At 33.2% G+C, this 17359-nt stretch carries 15 protein-coding genes; 12 read left to right on the forward strand and 3 right to left on the reverse strand.

Features of this window, described 5'->3' with window-relative positions:
• Positions 1–258: 258 nt before the first annotated feature.
• A complete protein-coding gene (locus tag BUE84_RS11590) occupies positions 259–1044 on the reverse strand; it encodes an XRE family transcriptional regulator (protein WP_079243925.1) in 786 nt (261 codons plus the stop codon).
• A 467-nt stretch (positions 1045–1511) separates the two neighbouring features.
• On the opposite strand from BUE84_RS11590, the gene BUE84_RS24415 reads away from it, so the two are divergent.
• The 8 genes from BUE84_RS24415 (at position 1512) to BUE84_RS11630 (ending at position 11768) form a co-directional block, all read left to right on the forward strand.
• Positions 1512–1778, forward strand: coding sequence for a hypothetical protein (locus tag BUE84_RS24415; RefSeq protein ID WP_158521356.1), 267 nt, complete (start codon positions 1512–1514; stop codon positions 1776–1778).
• A gap of 212 nt (positions 1779–1990) precedes the next feature.
• Positions 1991–4375, forward strand: coding sequence for a TonB-dependent receptor (locus BUE84_RS11600; protein ID WP_079243926.1), 2385 nt, complete (start codon positions 1991–1993; stop codon positions 4373–4375).
• Positions 4376–4661: 286 nt separating this feature from the next.
• Positions 4662–6155 (forward strand): BspA family leucine-rich repeat surface protein, encoded by a 1494-nt coding sequence (locus BUE84_RS11605; RefSeq protein ID WP_079241772.1) that lies wholly within the window; start codon positions 4662–4664, stop codon positions 6153–6155.
• Between the two features lie 147 nt (positions 6156–6302).
• Positions 6303–7010, forward strand: a complete 708-nt coding sequence (locus BUE84_RS11610) for a hypothetical protein (protein ID WP_145953236.1) — start codon at positions 6303–6305, stop codon at positions 7008–7010.
• Positions 7011–7403: 393 nt separating this feature from the next.
• A complete protein-coding gene (locus BUE84_RS11615; protein WP_079241774.1) occupies positions 7404–8561 on the forward strand; it encodes an alpha/beta hydrolase in 1158 nt (385 codons plus the stop codon).
• Positions 8562–8638: 77 nt separating this feature from the next.
• A complete protein-coding gene (locus BUE84_RS11620) occupies positions 8639–9631 on the forward strand; it encodes a phosphotransferase (RefSeq protein WP_079241775.1) in 993 nt (330 codons plus the stop codon).
• Between the two features lie 10 nt (positions 9632–9641).
• Complete coding sequence (locus tag BUE84_RS11625) at positions 9642–10430, forward strand: DUF2625 domain-containing protein (RefSeq protein WP_238594410.1); 789 nt, start codon at positions 9642–9644, stop codon at positions 10428–10430.
• Positions 10431–10529: 99 nt separating this feature from the next.
• Positions 10530–11768 (forward strand): hypothetical protein, encoded by a 1239-nt coding sequence (locus BUE84_RS11630; RefSeq protein ID WP_079241777.1) that lies wholly within the window; start codon positions 10530–10532, stop codon positions 11766–11768.
• A 97-nt stretch (positions 11769–11865) separates the two neighbouring features.
• Here BUE84_RS11630 and BUE84_RS11635 read toward each other — a convergent pair whose 3' ends face one another.
• Together BUE84_RS11635 and BUE84_RS11640 are read right to left on the reverse strand one after the other, a co-directional pair.
• On the reverse strand, positions 11866–12273 hold the full coding sequence (locus BUE84_RS11635) for a GNAT family N-acetyltransferase (protein ID WP_079241778.1): 408 nt from the start codon (positions 12271–12273) through the stop codon (positions 11866–11868).
• Between the two features lie 22 nt (positions 12274–12295).
• A complete protein-coding gene (locus BUE84_RS11640) occupies positions 12296–12631 on the reverse strand; it encodes an antibiotic biosynthesis monooxygenase family protein (RefSeq protein WP_079241779.1) in 336 nt (111 codons plus the stop codon).
• A gap of 93 nt (positions 12632–12724) precedes the next feature.
• On the opposite strand from BUE84_RS11640, the gene BUE84_RS11645 reads away from it, so the two are divergent.
• The 4 genes from BUE84_RS11645 to BUE84_RS11660 all read left to right on the forward strand — a co-directional run bounded on the left by BUE84_RS11645 (position 12725) and on the right by BUE84_RS11660 (position 17090).
• Positions 12725–14182 carry a PLP-dependent aminotransferase family protein gene (locus tag BUE84_RS11645; RefSeq protein ID WP_079241780.1) on the forward strand — a complete coding sequence of 486 codons (1458 nt, stop codon included), beginning with the start codon at positions 12725–12727 and terminating at the stop codon, positions 14180–14182.
• A gap of 143 nt (positions 14183–14325) precedes the next feature.
• Positions 14326–15285: a DUF6624 domain-containing protein gene (locus tag BUE84_RS11650; RefSeq protein ID WP_079241781.1), complete on the forward strand. Its 960-nt coding sequence runs from the start codon at positions 14326–14328 to the stop codon at positions 15283–15285.
• Between the two features lie 157 nt (positions 15286–15442).
• On the forward strand, positions 15443–16051 hold the full coding sequence (locus tag BUE84_RS11655) for a hypothetical protein (protein ID WP_079241782.1): 609 nt from the start codon (positions 15443–15445) through the stop codon (positions 16049–16051).
• 580 nt (positions 16052–16631) lie between these two features.
• Positions 16632–17090: a hypothetical protein gene (locus BUE84_RS11660; protein ID WP_079241783.1), complete on the forward strand. Its 459-nt coding sequence runs from the start codon at positions 16632–16634 to the stop codon at positions 17088–17090.
• Positions 17091–17359 lie beyond the last annotated feature (269 nt).

A 17359-nucleotide genomic window follows, 5' to 3' on the forward strand; every position in this document is an offset into this window, starting at 1 on the left:
TACATCTGGTATCACAAATATATTGAACTTTTATCTCTCAAACCAGAGATTATTCATTAAAACTTATTTTTTTGAGATTATTATTCCATAAAACATCAAATAATAGATATTTATGATGAAATAACTATTGCCGTAATTAAAAAGAATTGATTTTTGTAATACTCACATCATATACCGCTACAAAAAGATGCCATATAAACAAAAATATCCCGGCTGTATGACCGGGAGTATATTATATAATAAATATTTTACATATTACTATTGTTTACGACGACGGCCGGAAACCTTTTTGTCAAGATCCCTGATGTCCTGTCTCAGTTCACGGAACATTTCTTTAAAATTGTAGCTTTCATAATCGCCCGGTTCAAAATCTTCAGGGAAAATTCCTGAAGCGTACTGCCAGATTTCCACTACTTCTTCAAAAGGAATATCATAAGGTTCATAAAAAGAATTGTCAGCACTTACTGAGATTGCATTTTCTTTTCTTTCTTTAAAACGCTTATAGGTAATTCCATCATTTAAGGTAACGAAAACATAGGTTTTACCTGGTTTCAATTCATTGATTCCCTCTACATATTTTCCTACAATATAAGATCCGTTTCTGAACGGAGGCATAGAATCCCCATCTGCAGGGAAAGCTCTGTATTTTCCATTGGTAAGAAATGGAAGAGCAATACGCTGAAGACTTTCAATATAATCTATATCGCTATAACCTTCCAGATAACCCATTGAAGCTTTCTGAGGAATAATTTCTATCGTATCATTTCCATGAGTATCTACCGCAACCGGAAGAACAATTCTGTTGTCCGGAAGCTTCAGCATTTCATCTATCGGATGCTTCTCAATATCTACAGACAGCATAAGATCAATACTTACATGGAAATATTTTGAGATTTTTACCAGCAGCTCAATAGGAGGTTCAGAAATTCCGTTTTCATATTTTGAATACCGGACTCTTGAAATCAATAATTCATCGGCTACATTTTGTTGGGAGAGCTTTCTCCTGGCTCTTAAAAAGCGTATATTATTTGAAAAAACTGACATTGATATAAGTATGTCAGCAAAAATACAAAATTTGATTCCGTTATCAATGAACAGAATGGTTTTTACTACAAGAAGAACACAAATTTTATCTTCCTTTTCTCTTTTTTTCAAAAATTAATCCTTCCGAGGACTTCAAATGGTCAATTTACACCTTAACAAAAGTCTGTTTATAGGCAAATTACAGAGATTTCATTGGTGTTGAAAAATAAACACCAATAAAGAGCATTTAATGCAAAAATAATAACTCTAAAATCCACAAATTGAGTTATCATTTTTAACTTTTAGAAAATCAATCACATATAAGTGAAAATCATATTTTTATTAAAATACACTTATATTAATGAAATATTAAATAATAAAAACATATAATTAATTTATTGAAAATAATTTGCAATTGTAAAGTTATTATTCATATATTCGTGATGTAATAATCATATAAAATTATAGTTATGAAAAACTTAAAAAAATTGGACAGAAACGAATTAAAAGCTATTTCAGGTAACGGATTACTAGATCCAATCGGCGGTCTTCTAGGTGGACTAGGAGGTGTAGTTGGTGGAGTAGTAGGCGGTGTAGGTACTATCGTTGGAGGTGTTGTTTCTGGCGTAGGATCTACAGTAGGTGGAGTAGTAGGCGGTGTAAGCACTGTTGTAACTAACGCTTTATGCCAAACACAATGTGTTGTTAATGGTGTAATCCACATCAAATTACTTGAGTGCGGTTCTACTTGCTAATCAGCAAGCAAATTCACAGTAAAAAATCAGACCGCTCTTTTTAGAGCGGTTTTTTTATATCCTTATAGACCACAGAAACCTCATATAGAGCACTTATTTTCAAACACTTATATTCATTCAGAATATCTTTTCAATAAAAAATCAATAAAGCAACAATGTTGCATTAATAAATTTAATTTTCTAGCTTTGCCGGATCATTAAAGTATATGCACATGAAAAGGACCGTTTATTTTTTGGTGGGTGGCACACTTATGTATTCACCATCTCTACTGAAAGCTCAGAAAATTACCCCTGAAAAAAAGATTGTAAAGGATATAGAATCCGTTCAGGTACAGGGAAAATCTAATTATAACACTGTAAATATTTCAAGAAAAAAGCTGGATTTTATTCAATCCAATACATTGGGAGAAACATTGAGTAAGATTCCCGGAATTCAAAATTCAGGATACGGACCGAATTCCGGAGCTCCTGTGATCAGAAGTCTAAGCGGAAACCGGGTAAAAATATTGGAAAACGGAACAGCAGTGAATGATCTTTCCGGGATAAGTCCAGATTTTAATACGGATATAGAGATGAACAATGTTCAGAATATTACCGTTTATAAAAACTCAGCATCGGTTTTATATGGAGGAAAAGCTATTGGAGGAGCCTTAGATATTGAAACAGATTATATTGTCAGACAATTGCCGGATAAAAAATTTAATGTAAAAGGACTTCTTGAAGGGGGAAGCAACAGTGGACAAAAACAGGCTTTTTCAGCGAAAGGAGTTATTGCTAAAAACTGGGTCTGGACGGTAGGAGCATCCAATCAGAAACAGGAAATGGTCAGAATTCCGGGAAAATCAAAAGACAGCAGATGCTATGATCCGAACCTTGTCGGTTTCAACAGTATCTTACAGTCGTTGTGCCAGATTGATGTAAATTCAAGACGGGTACTCAACAAGAGTCTTTTTCCCTACATCAGCCAGTTTGCCAAGGATCATATGATTGAATATGAGCTGTCTGAAGATGATCTTTACACCTTCAGTTCTACGTACTACAATCCTGCTGATGGTAAATATTATCCTAATCCAAAGAATGATCTGTATGTTCCTGGTCAGGATGCCGTGAAAGACCGTTATAAAAGTGAAGTAAACGGAATCAAGGATTATGTGGAAACAAAAGATGGAGTGATACCCAACAGTCATTCGGAAAGCAATTCATTTTATGTTGGCACCAGTTATATTGGAAAATCATTGTATGTGGGAGGTGCTTATCAGAATTCTTATTCCTATTTTGGAGTTCCCGGGTATGCAATCCCTAAAATACCTAAACATAGCCATGGAAAACCACAGCCCAAAATAGAATATAGTCCCATTAATATCAGAAGCTTATCCCATAAAGCCATGTTTGAATCCGGTTACAAGTTTACCCATTTTCCGATTTCAAGCATCAAACTGAATTATATGGGCGTATTTTCGAAAAACGCAGAACTTCTGGATCGTTACCGCGCCAATCAGTTTGCCATAAACCAACACAATAGCCGTCTGGAAATCACACAGCAGAAATTGAGGTTTCTTACTGGAACTACAGGTCTTGAAGTACAATACAGAGATATGGAAGGAACTGGAGGCCAAAAATATCTGCCTAATACTATAAGCCGTGAAATTGGAGTCTTTACGATGCAGCATCTTGATTTTAATATCATTCAGTTTGATCTTGGGTATAGAAATGATCATGTACAACGTAGAGCGGAAGCAGATAATAAATATGTCAGAAGTCGTGGACTTTCCGGTGGAAAACTCAGCGACAGAGATTTTACCCTTCACCAATTTCATAGTTCCGCTCAATGGACTCTCTTTAAAAAAGGATATCTGAAAGTACAGTACAACCATTCAGAAAGAGCACCGGAAGTGAATGAGCTTTATTCAGGAAACAATCATTTTGCCATCCTGACGGAGGAAAATGGTGATGACAGACTGGATAAGGAAACTGCAAATACGGTTGAAATAGGAGGAGGGCTCAACCTGAAGAACTTCCGCGTATCGGCCAGCTGGTACAATACTTCTTATAAAAATTATATTTACCTTGCCCATACCGGGATTTCCAGAGAAATTTTTCTGGTAAAAGAATGGCGTTCTGATGATACAGAAATCAATGGAATTGAAGCTGAAGCTTCTTATAAAGCAGATCTTGGAAAAATAGGAAAGTGGGAGATAGGTGGATATTATGATTTGGTAAGAAATATAAGCGTTGCCGACAGCTCCATAAGAAAGTGGAGTGATGGTGATTATATGCCTAATATGCCTACAAGCCGTTTCGGATTCTCTCTGGAAGGAAATGTACAGAACTTCAGTATGAATGTAAGTTTAGACCATTATTTAAAACAAAAATATTTAGGAAAGAATATCAATCCTGAGCTTCCTATGCCAGCATTTTCATTGCTAAATGTACGTTTAGCCTATAAAGACAACAGTTTAGGCATAGGTGATCTGGAGTATTATATTATAGGAAATAACCTGTTGAACACCGAAGCAAGACTTCAGAACTCTCAGTTAAAGTTTCTCAGCCCGCTTCCCGGAATTAATATTTCAGCCGGTGTGAAAATAACAATATAAATCAATCTTACTTCTGCAGTTCTTAGTCATTAATAGCTGCAGATTTTTTTAGGTTATCTATTCAAAATCCTTCTTAGAATGCAGACTATTTCTGACGGCTTTTACCCTGTCTATTTATACAAAAAATAATCAACAAAAAAACTAAAAAAAAGAGGTCATAACTTTTAATACGACGAGTTCTGTCGCTATGCGTAAGTACCTTTGTATTAGAGATAAGATAAAGAATCCCGGGAAATTAATTGTCTTACTAAACCCAATTTTAACCTAACAAAACCTCTTTTAATTTATGTGTAAAAAACAACTAATAATCATTTTTCTTCTTTTATTTTGCATTTCCTATGCGCAGAATGAATTTACTACCATCTGGAAACCCAATGCAAACGGCATTATCGATCATTCCATAAGGTTCGGTGGCACAGGAACCGATTACACCATTCACTGGGAAGAAGTAGGATATCCTGAGCATAACGGGATGTTTGATTATGTAACCTCTAGCAGCAATGAACCTCTACTCATCTATTTTGGGCCATCATTCCATCCAGATCCTCTGCAGGCCACTTACCAATTAAAAGTATTCAGTGGTAACGGATTATTTTACGGGTTCAGGGCCAATACCGACATGGTGCCTCCAGGTGGAAATCAGGAACTCATAGAACTCAGCCAGTGGGGAAATACGACATGGCTTCAGCAATTCGACAGAGCATTCGCCAACTGTCCCAATCTTAACGTAACCGCTGCAGACGGTCCAGATCTTACACAGATTACCAGTTTATCACAAATGTTTCTTAATTGTTCATCTTTGACAGGACACACTTCATTTTCTTACTGGAATCCATACAATGTTACAGACATGAGTGGTATGTTCAGTGGAGCAACTCTGTTTAATCAGAATATTGCAAACTGGTATACAGCCAAAGTAACCAATTTCAGCAGCATGTTTTCTTCTGCATCTTCTTTCAATCAAGATATTTCTGCTTGGAATACAATATCCGGAACTGATTTCTCCTCCATGTTTGCAGATGCCACAGCTTTCAACCAGCCATTAAATTCATGGAATACAGAAAATGCGACTAATTTCCGCTATACATTCTATAATGCAGCAGCGTTTAATCAGCCACTTGATAACTGGAACACAGGTAAAGTGACAGATTTTGAGCATATGTTTGAAAATGCAGTATCATTCAATCAGCCCATCGGAAACTGGGATGTAAGTAAGATTGATTATTTCGCCGGATTTAATATGTTTGCAGGTGCTTCAAATTTTGACCAGGATATTTCTTCATGGAATATCAAGCTTCAGAACTTCAGCTGGAATTCAATCTATTTGGGATTTAAAAATGTCGGCTTATCATGTACAAATTACAGCAATTTTCTCATCGCTCTGAATAATAATCCTACATGGGCGAACTCAACAATAACATCCGGAACTATAGATGCAACAGGATTGGTTTATTCTACACCGCAAGCAATGCTGGCGAGAGCCCAACTGATCAACAAAGGCTTTAATATTATTGGAGATTCCTATATTTCCGGTTGTTATCTGTCAACAAGAGAAGCTTCACCAAAAACGAAAACTTCCGCTTATCCTAATCCAACGACAGGAGTGATCAATGTGGAATCCTCAGTAGACGAAAATGTTTATTTATATGATAATAACGGTAACCTCATTAAAAATATATTATTTAGAAAAGGGAAAAATACCATCGATCTGACTGAATATCCTGCAGGAGACTATATCTTTAAAGGTGATACTTTTTTCAATAAAATCACCAAGCAATAATAGGACAGCCGAAAGGTTAGCTATTTAAATTTAGCTCCAAAGTCATTGTACTTTGGAGCTTTATGGTTTTCCTCAATTTATATATAAATAAGTGTGTTATATTTGTGTAAAGTATGGATTGAATTCCAATATATTAAAATAACAATTATGAAAAAAACAATTACTTTTTTTACTATTCTTTTATCGATAGTACATATTCAGGCACAAGAAAATATTAATTTATTGACCTACGAAAACACTCAGGATATTAATTTTTTCAATACTATTAAAAACGGCGCTCAGGTTAAGGAATATCTTACAACGAGTAAAAATAGTGTGAAGGTGGGTGATACTTTAATATTAGGATCTCCTACCTCGGAAGAACTGAATACAAGAACTTATTCGGGGAGTTATGGTAATAAAGCAAGAGGGGGAATTTCACAATCAAGAAGTACTTCAAAAAAAACTTATGAATTTATACAAATGGGAAGACCCGCTGGATTTGGAAGTATTATGTCTGCTATGGGTGGTGAAGCACAAAATATGGCAGACAACAGCTTAAAAAACACTAAAGTTATTGTCAGAGAGATAAAAACATATCACAGAGGCAGTAAAAATAAGCCCCTGTATGTGGTAATGGTTTTGGGAGAAATAAATGACAGAGCTTTTGGAATCAATAAATATTTAAGCGTTATGGATACTGAGTTAGGAATTGAATCTGGTGAAATTCTTTTAAAAAACAGAAAAATGACCAGAGATGAAGCAATTGCAAAATTAAAAGAGGCAAAAGAGTTAGTGGAAATTGATATGATGAGCAAAGAAAAGTTTGAAGAATTAAAAAAAGAACTGGCTCCGATTATTAACAATAATAACTAAGAACATGTTTATCTTTTATAACAGGAGATCAACCTATAATCAATCTTATTGGCAATACAACTGATGATGAAGGATTTACTCAGTGAAAATTATTAAGTCCGCTTCCCGAAATTAATATTTCAGCCTGTGTGAAAATAACGATATAAATCAATCTCATTTCTGCACGTTAATAACTGCAGATTTTTTTAATCATACATGGACAAATTCAACAATAACATCCGGAATTATAGATGAAAGTAGGTCAGCCGAAAGACCAGTTATAAAATCAGCTCCAAAATCTACGGATTTTGGAGCTTTTTTGTGAATAAAATCGAAAAACATTATCATCATTGCAAATTTTATATAAACACAATCCGTACATTTGAGTCTTAACTGATATTTACACCAATTACCATGATAAAAAAGTATTTACTCTTTCTTTTAATTTTCACTTCAGCAACTTCTTCACTGCTTGCCCAGAACTATGAAAGATATAAAATACTAAAAGACACAATATTAAAATCAACTAGTCTTGGTTTTGAGAAAAAAATTTCAGTAATGGTTCCCATAGAATGGCAGAAAAAGTCCGGGAACAAATTTCCTTTAATCATTATATTTGACAGGCAAAATAAAAGGAGTAATCATTATATTCTCAATACCATTGACTATTTAACGAGTAATGAACAGATTCCTTCCTCTATCATAATAAGCGTTGAATCAGAACAAAGATACCGCTATCTTGAAACACAGTATAAAATTTCTGATCCCAACGGCCTTGCCCTGGAAAATGAAAAATTTATTTTTGAACAACTCATCCCATTAGCTGAAAGAGAGTACAAAGCCTCTGCTTTTAGAGTGTTAATTGGTCATTCCCGATATGGGTATTTTACAACATCATTATGGAATTCAAGAATAAATGATTTGAATGCCATTATCTCTATGAGCCCGTTTTTTACTCAGAAAAATGTTGACTTAACAGATTCTATAAGCCAATTCAATAAGCGCTCTTTTCGTACAAAAAAATATTATCGTTTTGGAATCGGAAACGATTATCCTGAAGATTTCATGAAGATGGATTCTATCATTAAGAAAATTAACAATCCTTTTCTGGATATGAAAGGATATGAGTTTAAAAAAGCAGATCATAATGCAACGCCAGGCCTACTTATTAATACAGCTCTTTATGAAATATTTGAAGATTGGTCTGCCATTCAGTCGAAGTATATATCAAATAAGCAAACAGACTTGAGTATTAAATCATTATTGGATAAAGAAATACGATCCAATTACGGGGTTAATCTAAATTTTTCCCTGGGTATTTTAAATGGAAAAGGATGGGCATTTTATAATGAAAAACAATACGATAAAGCTCTTCAAGCCTGGAAAATCCTCACAGATTCTTATCCAAATTTTTCAGAGGCTTATTTGAATATTATAAAAGCTAAAATCTTACTACACCAGGATTATTCTGCAACTGTCAAAGAATTTAATATTTCGTTAGCAAATTCTGAATTTTATAAAGAAAAGGAAAAAAAGGATTTAGAAGTTGAATTGCAGGAAATAGTTAAATAAAAGGATTAATAGGTGTAAAATAGAAAAATGTTAACGAAATTGCACAAACTATATAACCAGCTACGAACGAGAATTAAATGACAGAGAAATTTCCGACCATAAACAGCACGCTTTCACCTGATAGACTTGGTCAACTTATTCAAGAAAAATATGGATTTACCGACAAAACGGAATGCAGCATCTTTCGGCTTGCAATGAACCATTTATACATTGTTCATGATGGCGAAAACAAATACGTTTTTAGAGTCTACACCCATCATTGGCGAACTGAATTAGAAATTCAAGAAGAATTAAGACTTCTCAACCATCTGAAAGAAGCAGACCGACAAGTTGCTTTTCCTATAGCAGATCAATCCAATAAGTTTATCCAGGAAATTGAAGCTCCGGAAGGAACAAGATTTGGGGTTCTATTTTCATATGCTAAAGGTATAAAGACAGCAAAATTCTCCCCAGAAACAAGCTTTCTGATTGGAAAAGCATTAGCGAAAGTTCATCAATCAACAGAACATGTCGAACTGATGAGAATGTCTTATAATTCTCAAAATCTGCTCAAGAACCCTGTTATAAGGACAAAAAATTTCTATAGTAAAAACACTGCCGAAATTGAATTTTTAGAGAACGTTTCCGATTTTTTAACGCTAAAAATGGAAAAAGCAGACCAACAGAACATGAGATATGGAGCGGTTCATCTTGACGTGTGGTTTGATAATTTACATATTGATAACGAAGAAAAAATCACATTTTTTGATTTTGATTTCTGTGGGAACGGTTATTTATGCTTTGATATTTCTTATTTTCTATTTCAGTTATTTACAACCCATTTGAACCAAGAAGAGTATGAGGCAAAAGCAGATCATTTCATAAGAGGCTATGAAACTGTCACTAAAATTAGTCATGAAGAGAAACAGTTTTTACCTTACGCATGTCTGGCCATTATGAACTATTATATAAGTGTTCAGTGCGACAGATTTGAATATTGGACCAATATTTTCCTGAATGAAGATCATTTAAAAAGAATGGTGGGCAATCTCAAACGATGGATTGCTTATCATAAAATTGAGGTAAAATAATGACAGAAAAATGTATACAATTAATTATCATTTTAGAAAACTAAACAACATGATAAAATATTTGACAATTATTATATTATCCTTATTCTCATTAACAACTTATGGACAAACAAAAATGCGCTCTATTGATGAATTAATAAACGATAAAGATCCAGGCTGGATTCTTGTAAAAGAATGGATAGACACCGCAAAAAATAAAGTGGAAATATTGCCAGTAGATAGCAACAAAGCAAAGGATGCTTTATATAAAACCCAAGTTACAACCAAATCTCCAATGGGTTCAATTGTATACATGACAGGGGGGCTTTTGGTTGATAATGGCTGGATAAGAATTCTTGGCTCAGGTAGTGAGAAGCTACGCAGGTCATTGCCGGAATGGAATAGAGGAAAAACATTTGAGGATTATGGGCAGCCCATTCCATATCTTTTAATTGCCGACGATGCAATAGGAGGTATTTTCATCCTTAATGGTGGAGGACTTGGAAACGATTTAGGGAAAGTGTATTATTTGGCACCAGATAATTTGGAATATGAACCTCTTGATATTACTTACACGGAATTTCTGAATTTTTGTTTTAATAAAAATCTTGATGAATTTTACAAAGAATACAGATGGGCAAATTGGAAAAAAGATGTAGCAAAACTTAAAGGCGACCAGGTATTCAGCTTTTTTCCTTACTTATGGACAGAACAAGGTAAGGATATTAGTAAAGGATCGAAAAAGGAAGTTCCAATTGAAGAAAGTTACAAGCTAACTCTTGAATTTAGAAAGAAGCTTGGATTTGATACAGAGAAATAAATGATAGAGCTTTTAAATTTTACCCAAAATATATCAAAAACGATCTAAAAATTTATATGATTAAAGCAAGCTTTTTTATCTTAAATAAATATTATTAATATGGATACAAAACCGATCAGTTTTCCCAATCAACGAAAGCACAATACTGTACTACGTTTCCTGCATTTGTTTGTTATTTCTTATGTGTATCTTTTTATTTTCACCTCCCAGTTTTCACCTTTAGCAGGAATATATAAGAGCGGAGTCTTGTGGTTGTGTAAAAATGTTTTTCAGCAAACACAGGTAGAATATATTATAATGACTGGCAGCGGCGATACTACATTAGATTATTGGGTAGTGATTGTCAATATTGGCTTAGCGCTGGTGGCTGCACTCATTATACTTCTTGCAGATAAAAAACAGCGGACATTTAAAGATCTTCATTGGTTTACGGTAGTAGTAGCACGCTATTACGTAGCTATGATAATGCTTTCATACGGTTTTGCAAAACTACACGACGGACAGTTTCCTCCTAATTCAATTGGCAGACTGGAAGAAAAGGTTGGAGATATGTCACCAATGGGCATGGTATGGACTATGATGGGAGCTTCCACTGGTTATACATTTGTTTCCGGATTGTTGGAAGTTATGGGTGGACTTTTACTTCTTTTCAGGAGAACCAAAACTTTTGGTGCGCTTTTTTCCATGACAGTGATGATTAATGTAGCTCTGTTGAATTTTTTTTATGATGTGCCGGTTAAAATATTTTCCAGTCATATTGTTTTGTTCTGTCTCTTTATTGTTAGCGGTGATGCAATGGCGTTATATCGTTTTTTTATCTTGCATCAGCCATCGCAGTTACGTTTTCAAAAAAGAACATTTGACAAAAAGTGGAAGAGTATTACCGTTATTGTATTCAAATGGCTTGTAGTAGCATTTTTCATATTGAGCTCTTCATCAGCACTATTCTATACACCTCCGGCCGCTCCAATGGAGGGTGCGTATATTGTGGATAAATTTATCATAAACAACCAGGAAATACCATGCAACGATTCTATTGGCTGGAAAAAAATATTGATAAGTTCTCCAAGCCGGGCAAAAGTTATCCTGAACAATGACAGTACTAAAACGTTTCAGAGTGTTGTAGATACTGAAAAGAAAACACTTATGCTTCGTAAAACAGATCATCAGGAACTATATGCTTACCTGCATTACAATACCCAAAAAGACAGTATCATTTTTACAGGAAATAAGGGTCGCGATTCTGTAAAAATAAAAACAATAAAAAAGAAAAAGGAAGATTATCCTTTAAACAAAAGGAGTTTTCATTGGATTAATGAATATCCGTTTAACAGGTAAGAGATATCTAGTTTAGCGGGAACAATATAAATAAGTGATTATACTTGAAAGAAGACATGTAATTTTAGTACATGTCTTCTTATTTTCCGGGGTATTTTTATTTCAAATTCTCCACATTGTTCAGGATATAACACTGTTCCCACTGTTTCATCCCGATTTTAGGATAATAACCTACAGCTTTTGGTGCTGCCAATAGAATCAATGTAGCTTTTGGAGTGTGTTCTTTTGTCAATCGGATTAATTCTTTTCCAATGCCTTTCTTTTGATAATTCTCATCAACAGCTAGGTCTGAAAGATAAGTGCAGAAGGCAAAATCGGTTAACGATCTTGATATTCCAATCAATTTCCCATTATCCCGGGCTGTTGCAATAAGATTGGCATGCTGCAGCATCTCTGTTATTCTTTCCGGTTCGTTGATCGGACGTCTTTCTCCTAATGTAGAGTTTTCCAACACCTGGATGAATTCTTCTATTCCAATTTTTTCTTCAATTTGGTACGTAATCATTTTTTATTTTTTTACTATTATTTTAAAAGATATTATCCGTAGGGGCTTCCTGTCTTTCAGACATTCCATAATCCCGTATGACGGAAGCTACACGCAATCTGTAATCTTCAAACACAGAATTCCGTCCTGCCTGTTGTGCTTTCCTGTGCGTGGTTCTGTTGCGCCATTCTTTTATACTATATTCATCTTCCCAAAAAGACAGGGAGAGGATTTTCTTTGGATCTACAAGACTTTGAAACCGTTCAATCGAAATAAATCCGGGAATCATTTCCAGCTCAGATTTTAGTGATCTCGCTATATTCAGGTATTCATCTTTTTTTCCTTCTTCAGGAACGACTTCAAATATTACAGCTATCATACTTTTAATTAAATTTATTGGGTTTACAGGACAAAATTATAGGTAATTTGGACTACATTTGTATACCAGATTAAACATATAGAGTAGTCCAGAATGTTTCCGTTTGAACACATCATCAATATTGATAAAGAAAAAAAGCTTCCTGTTTACAGACAGATAGCCATCTCTATTATTAATACAATAAGAAATGGTAATTTAAAGGCTGGAATGGCTCTTCCCGGCACCAGAGAACTTGCAAAAACACTGGGTGTACATCGTAAAACGGTAATCGCTGCATATGAAGAGCTCAATGCCCAGGATTGGATCTTGATTATTCCCCGAAAACAGGTTAGAGTATCTGAGCATATTCCCACTCTACAACCTCAAAAGTGGAACGCTCAAGATTCATCTGTATCCTATGAAAATAATTTCGATCTTCCGCTTCATATCTCAAAGAAAGATCCGTCACTGCAGGAGCTGACTGTTCTTCCTGAGGTTTTCATTGATGATGGACATCCCGATATTCGGCTTTCTCCTATAGATGAGCTGTTGAAAATTTACCGTAGTTATACATCAAGAAGCTTTAGCATTAAAAAAGCAGTTGTAGGGACAACTCAAGGTACGCTAAAACTAAGAGAAGAGTTATCGAGATATTTATCTGTAACAAGGGGACTGAATATTTCCGCTGATAATCTGTTGATTACCCATGGTGCACAAATGAGCATTTATCTGGCGGCTCAGTTGCTTTTACAGGCAGAAGATATTATTATTTGCGGAAAACCAGGATATCCTATTGCGAACAGTGCTTTTGAAAAAACAAAGGCGTCTGTGATAGAAATTCCTGTAGATGAAAACGGGCTGGACATCAATGCTCTAGAAAAAATATGTAAAAAGAAAAAAATAACTGCTGTATACCTCATTCCTCATCATCATTATCCTACAACTGTCACTTTGAGCGTTGAAAGAAGAATGAAACTATTGGAGCTTTCCAATCAATATTCGTTTGCTATTATTGAGGATGATTACGATTATGATTATCATTATTCCTCTTCACCATATCTACCTTTGGCAAGTGGAGCTCATAAGGGGAATGTCATTTACATAGGTTCATTTTCAAAAATATTGGGTTCTTCCATTCGTATTGGTTTTATGGTAGCTCCTAAAAATTTCATTCAGGAAGCTGTTGTTTTACGAAAAGCAATAGATGTAGGAGGGGATGGATATATGCAGAATGCATTAGCAGAATTGATTAAAAGTGGTGATTTGGGAAGATACCTAAAGAAAGCCAAAAAATCTTACCATCAACGCAGAGATTATCTGAATATACTTTTGCAACAGCATCTGAGTCCTTATATATCTTTTACTTTACCAGACGGAGGCCTGTCGGTTTGGTTACAACTAAAAGATTCCTACAGCGTTAATACATTGAAAACTCATCCACAATTGAAAATCAAGCAAATAGATGAAAAAGAGAATGCTTTTCGATTAGGTTTTGCTTCAAAGAATGAAAAAGAACTTGAAGATGCTGTTTTACTTATAAAAAAAATTCTTACAAATAGCTATTCAATATGATGATTTAATTTAAAAACAAAAAAATTCGTCAATCCAACGAAAACATAGTATAATTTCTTTTTTGTGATCTCTTAACAATCCAATCATCAAAATAAATTTTATATTAGTAGAATAATAACCATAAAAATTTAAATACAGAAAACATGAGAAGCACTATTTATACTTTGTTATTATTATTTTTATTTGTAAACGTGAATGCTCAGGAATATTTAAAATTAATAAGTGAAGCTAATAAATTATATGAATCAAAAGATTATAAAATGTCTGCAGATTTATATAATAAGGCTTTTAAAATCGAAAGCGAAAATCCAAGTCATTTATACAATGGTGCATGTTCATCTTCTTTAGCAGGAAATGAAAAGCAAGCATTTAAATGGTTGAACTTATCAATAGAAAAAGGCTGGACTAATCTAAAACACTTAAATTCTGATACTGATTTAGAAAATTTGCATTCAAAAAAAGAGTGGGGGAAAACCATTGAAAAGTTAGAGAAAAAAATAGCATCAATAGAAGCAAATTATGACAAGCCATTGCAGGCTGAATTATTGGCAATTCTTGAAGAAGACCAAAAATATAGAATGCAAATGAGTGAAACTCAAAAAAAATTCGGTCCAAATTCTAAAGAAATGAATGATCTTTGGAAAATAACCAATCAGAAAGACTCCATTAATTTAATAAAAGTAAAAAAGATATTAGATGAAAAAGGCTGGGTGGGTAAAGACAAAGTAGGCGCACAAGCCAATAGTGCATTATTTCTTGTCATTCAGCATTCAGATCTGGAAACGCAGAAAAAATATTTACCCATGATGAAAGAAGCGGTAACAAAAGGCAATGCAAATCCAGGTTCTTTAGCTTTGTTAATTGACAGAATAGAAATTCGGGAAGGTAGAAAACAAATCTACGGAAGCCAGATAGGAATCAATCAAAGTAATAATACTTACTATGTTTTACCTTTAACTGATCCTGACAATGTAGATAAAAGAAGAACAGAAGTTGGCTTAGATCCAATTTCTAACTATATTAAAAATTGGGATTTAGTTTGGGACGTTGAAAAGTATAAAAGAGAATTACCCGAATTAGAAAAATTAAATAAAATTAAATAAAATTAAATAAAATTAAATAAACAGAAAAATATCTGTTCATAGCAGTTTGTACAAGTGGCGGATTAAGGCTTCATTTAAGATTCCTTAATCCGCCATTTATTTTGTAGGCTGTTTATACAATACCTAGATTTAATACATAGCTCAAAATTACACTAAAATGAAAAATATTATAATAGTAACAATACTTTTTCTTTTTGTAGCTTGTGAACAAAAAGGAAAAAAAGCATTTAATCTGAAATATATTAACAGTAATAATGAACTGTCACTTATATTTGAAAATAATACTTCTCAAGATATTATTTTTCCCGCACCTAATACGCTTCAATTTAAAGATATAAATTTAAAAGATGATATGAAACATCGTGATCCAATTATAGTTTATGCAACAATAAAGGATAACCCATCTTCAAAATTTTATCAAAAAAAATTAGATAGTATTTATGATGGGTATTTGACTGAAATTGGTGATTCTGGTTTGATTACTTATAAAAAGCCTGATGAAGGCAATTCGATATTTTATTTAAAAGGAAAGGAAAAATTGAATATAAAATATAAGGTAACTGTCAAGAGATTTTATCCACTAAATTATTCTTCAAAATTTAAACAAAGTTATTATCCCTATGATAAAGGATTAAAGGGAAATTATTCTGAAACTGAATATTTAAGAAGGTTTTCAAAGCTAAATTTAGGTAAAGCAAAGTTTGTAGCACAACCTGAAATAGAGGATAGTTTGTTTTTGAATATCTCACAAAATGGTTATAAATAAATCTCACAACTCGGATTGATCAGAGCAACATTTTACAGGTATGCTAAAATTCTGGACCATCATACAGGTGAAGAAATTAATAATATAGCAGTCAAAAAATAATCAAAAAGATTTATTGTTTTTTTGAATATACCACAAAAGGGTTATTTCATATTGTAGATTTTGATTTTAACTTTAACAAACCTTTAAAATTATTTAATTGAATTTAAAACCAAATCCTTTTATTATAACCCACAGACCTTTTACCGTAGATCCTATTACAGGAAATTACAACTGAATAGGCGAAGAAATAACATATTTGATATCTGTAATTTCGCAAACACTAGTTATTCATAAACAAATAATTGACGGCATAGGATCTCATTGCTACAGATTATACAGCTAAAGGCCTGGTAAAAGTATCTGAAGAATATGCTGGAATCCTTAAACTAATAATACCAGATTCAATAGCTGATAGTGTTCGTGAAAATGTTTGTGAAAACCAATTAAATAAATAAGATAGATACGGTTTACCGTAAAGAAGTTTAATTTTTTAAAGATAATTTTAAAGACTAAAAATTAATACTAAATCTTAAAAAAGATGAAAAAACTAGAATTTATTTTAATTTTCTTTGCTTTTAATTTAGCACTAACTAATTCTAAAGCACAAACAAAGAAAATAATTTGTTATAATGTTCCTGTTCCTAAAGGTTATGTTATAATTGGAAATGCTATGGAAAGCAGTTGTCCCAATTTTGGTTCATATGCTCCAAATGCTAATGTAATTGATTTAGCGAAAGATAATCTCGAAATTTGTTATAATTCACCAATTCCCGAAGAATATGTTTTTGTTGCTTCTCTAAGAAGTTTATCTTGTAATACGTTAGGAACAGCAACAACCAACAATGCTATGATACTTAAAAAAGCTTTAGATAAAATGGAAATCTGTTATAATTCTCCAATTCCAAATGGGTTTCGTGTTATTTATTATGGAAATGGTATGCAATGTTCAAATTATACAGCAACAGGAAAAAACACAAAAATTATTTCAAATAAATAATCTCAAAAAATGATCAGAATAAAGTTTTATATTACTAATATAAATAGATTTACGAAAGTTATTTTACAATGAACAAATTATACACCATATCAAATTTAACATAATATAAATTATAGGACTTTTATTATTGTCCAGAAATAGAGTAATTAACCGCCTGAGAATCTCTTATTCTGTCATTTTCCCTATCAAATATTCTTTAACCGTTTCTAAGAACTCTTCCTGGGTCATAAAATGATCCAGAAACTCTTCCAGCTTTCCTTCATTCTCAA

It is taken from the genome of Chryseobacterium indologenes, from assembly GCF_002025665.1.
In the GTDB taxonomy this organism is placed as follows: Bacteria; Bacteroidota; Bacteroidia; order Flavobacteriales; family Weeksellaceae; genus Chryseobacterium; species Chryseobacterium metallicongregator.

Excerpts from the sequence above, each read along its gene's own strand:
- BUE84_RS11655 (WP_079241782.1), top strand. The coding sequence starts at position 15,443 with ATGAAAAATATTATAATAGTAACAATACTTTTTCTTTTTGTAGCTTGT.
- BUE84_RS11620 (WP_079241775.1), top strand. The coding sequence starts at position 8,639 with ATGACAGAGAAATTTCCGACCATAAACAGCACGCTTTCACCTGATAGA.
- BUE84_RS11590 (WP_079243925.1), bottom strand. The coding sequence starts at position 1,044 with ATGTCAGTTTTTTCAAATAATATACGCTTTTTAAGAGCCAGGAGAAAG.
- BUE84_RS11625 (WP_238594410.1), top strand. The coding sequence starts at position 9,642 with ATGTATACAATTAATTATCATTTTAGAAAACTAAACAACATGATAAAA.
- BUE84_RS11640 (WP_079241779.1), bottom strand. The coding sequence starts at position 12,631 with ATGATAGCTGTAATATTTGAAGTCGTTCCTGAAGAAGGAAAAAAAGAT.
- BUE84_RS11610 (WP_145953236.1), top strand. The coding sequence starts at position 6,303 with ATGAAAAAAACAATTACTTTTTTTACTATTCTTTTATCGATAGTACAT.
- BUE84_RS11660 (WP_079241783.1), top strand. The coding sequence starts at position 16,632 with ATGAAAAAACTAGAATTTATTTTAATTTTCTTTGCTTTTAATTTAGCA.
- BUE84_RS11635 (WP_079241778.1), bottom strand. The coding sequence starts at position 12,273 with ATGATTACGTACCAAATTGAAGAAAAAATTGGAATAGAAGAATTCATC.
- BUE84_RS11650 (WP_079241781.1), top strand. The coding sequence starts at position 14,326 with ATGAGAAGCACTATTTATACTTTGTTATTATTATTTTTATTTGTAAAC.
- BUE84_RS11605 (WP_079241772.1), top strand. The coding sequence starts at position 4,662 with ATGTGTAAAAAACAACTAATAATCATTTTTCTTCTTTTATTTTGCATT.
- BUE84_RS11645 (WP_079241780.1), top strand. The coding sequence starts at position 12,725 with ATGTTTCCGTTTGAACACATCATCAATATTGATAAAGAAAAAAAGCTT.
- BUE84_RS11615 (WP_079241774.1), top strand. The coding sequence starts at position 7,404 with ATGATAAAAAAGTATTTACTCTTTCTTTTAATTTTCACTTCAGCAACT.
- BUE84_RS11630 (WP_079241777.1), top strand. The coding sequence starts at position 10,530 with ATGGATACAAAACCGATCAGTTTTCCCAATCAACGAAAGCACAATACT.
- BUE84_RS11600 (WP_079243926.1), top strand. The coding sequence starts at position 1,991 with ATGAAAAGGACCGTTTATTTTTTGGTGGGTGGCACACTTATGTATTCA.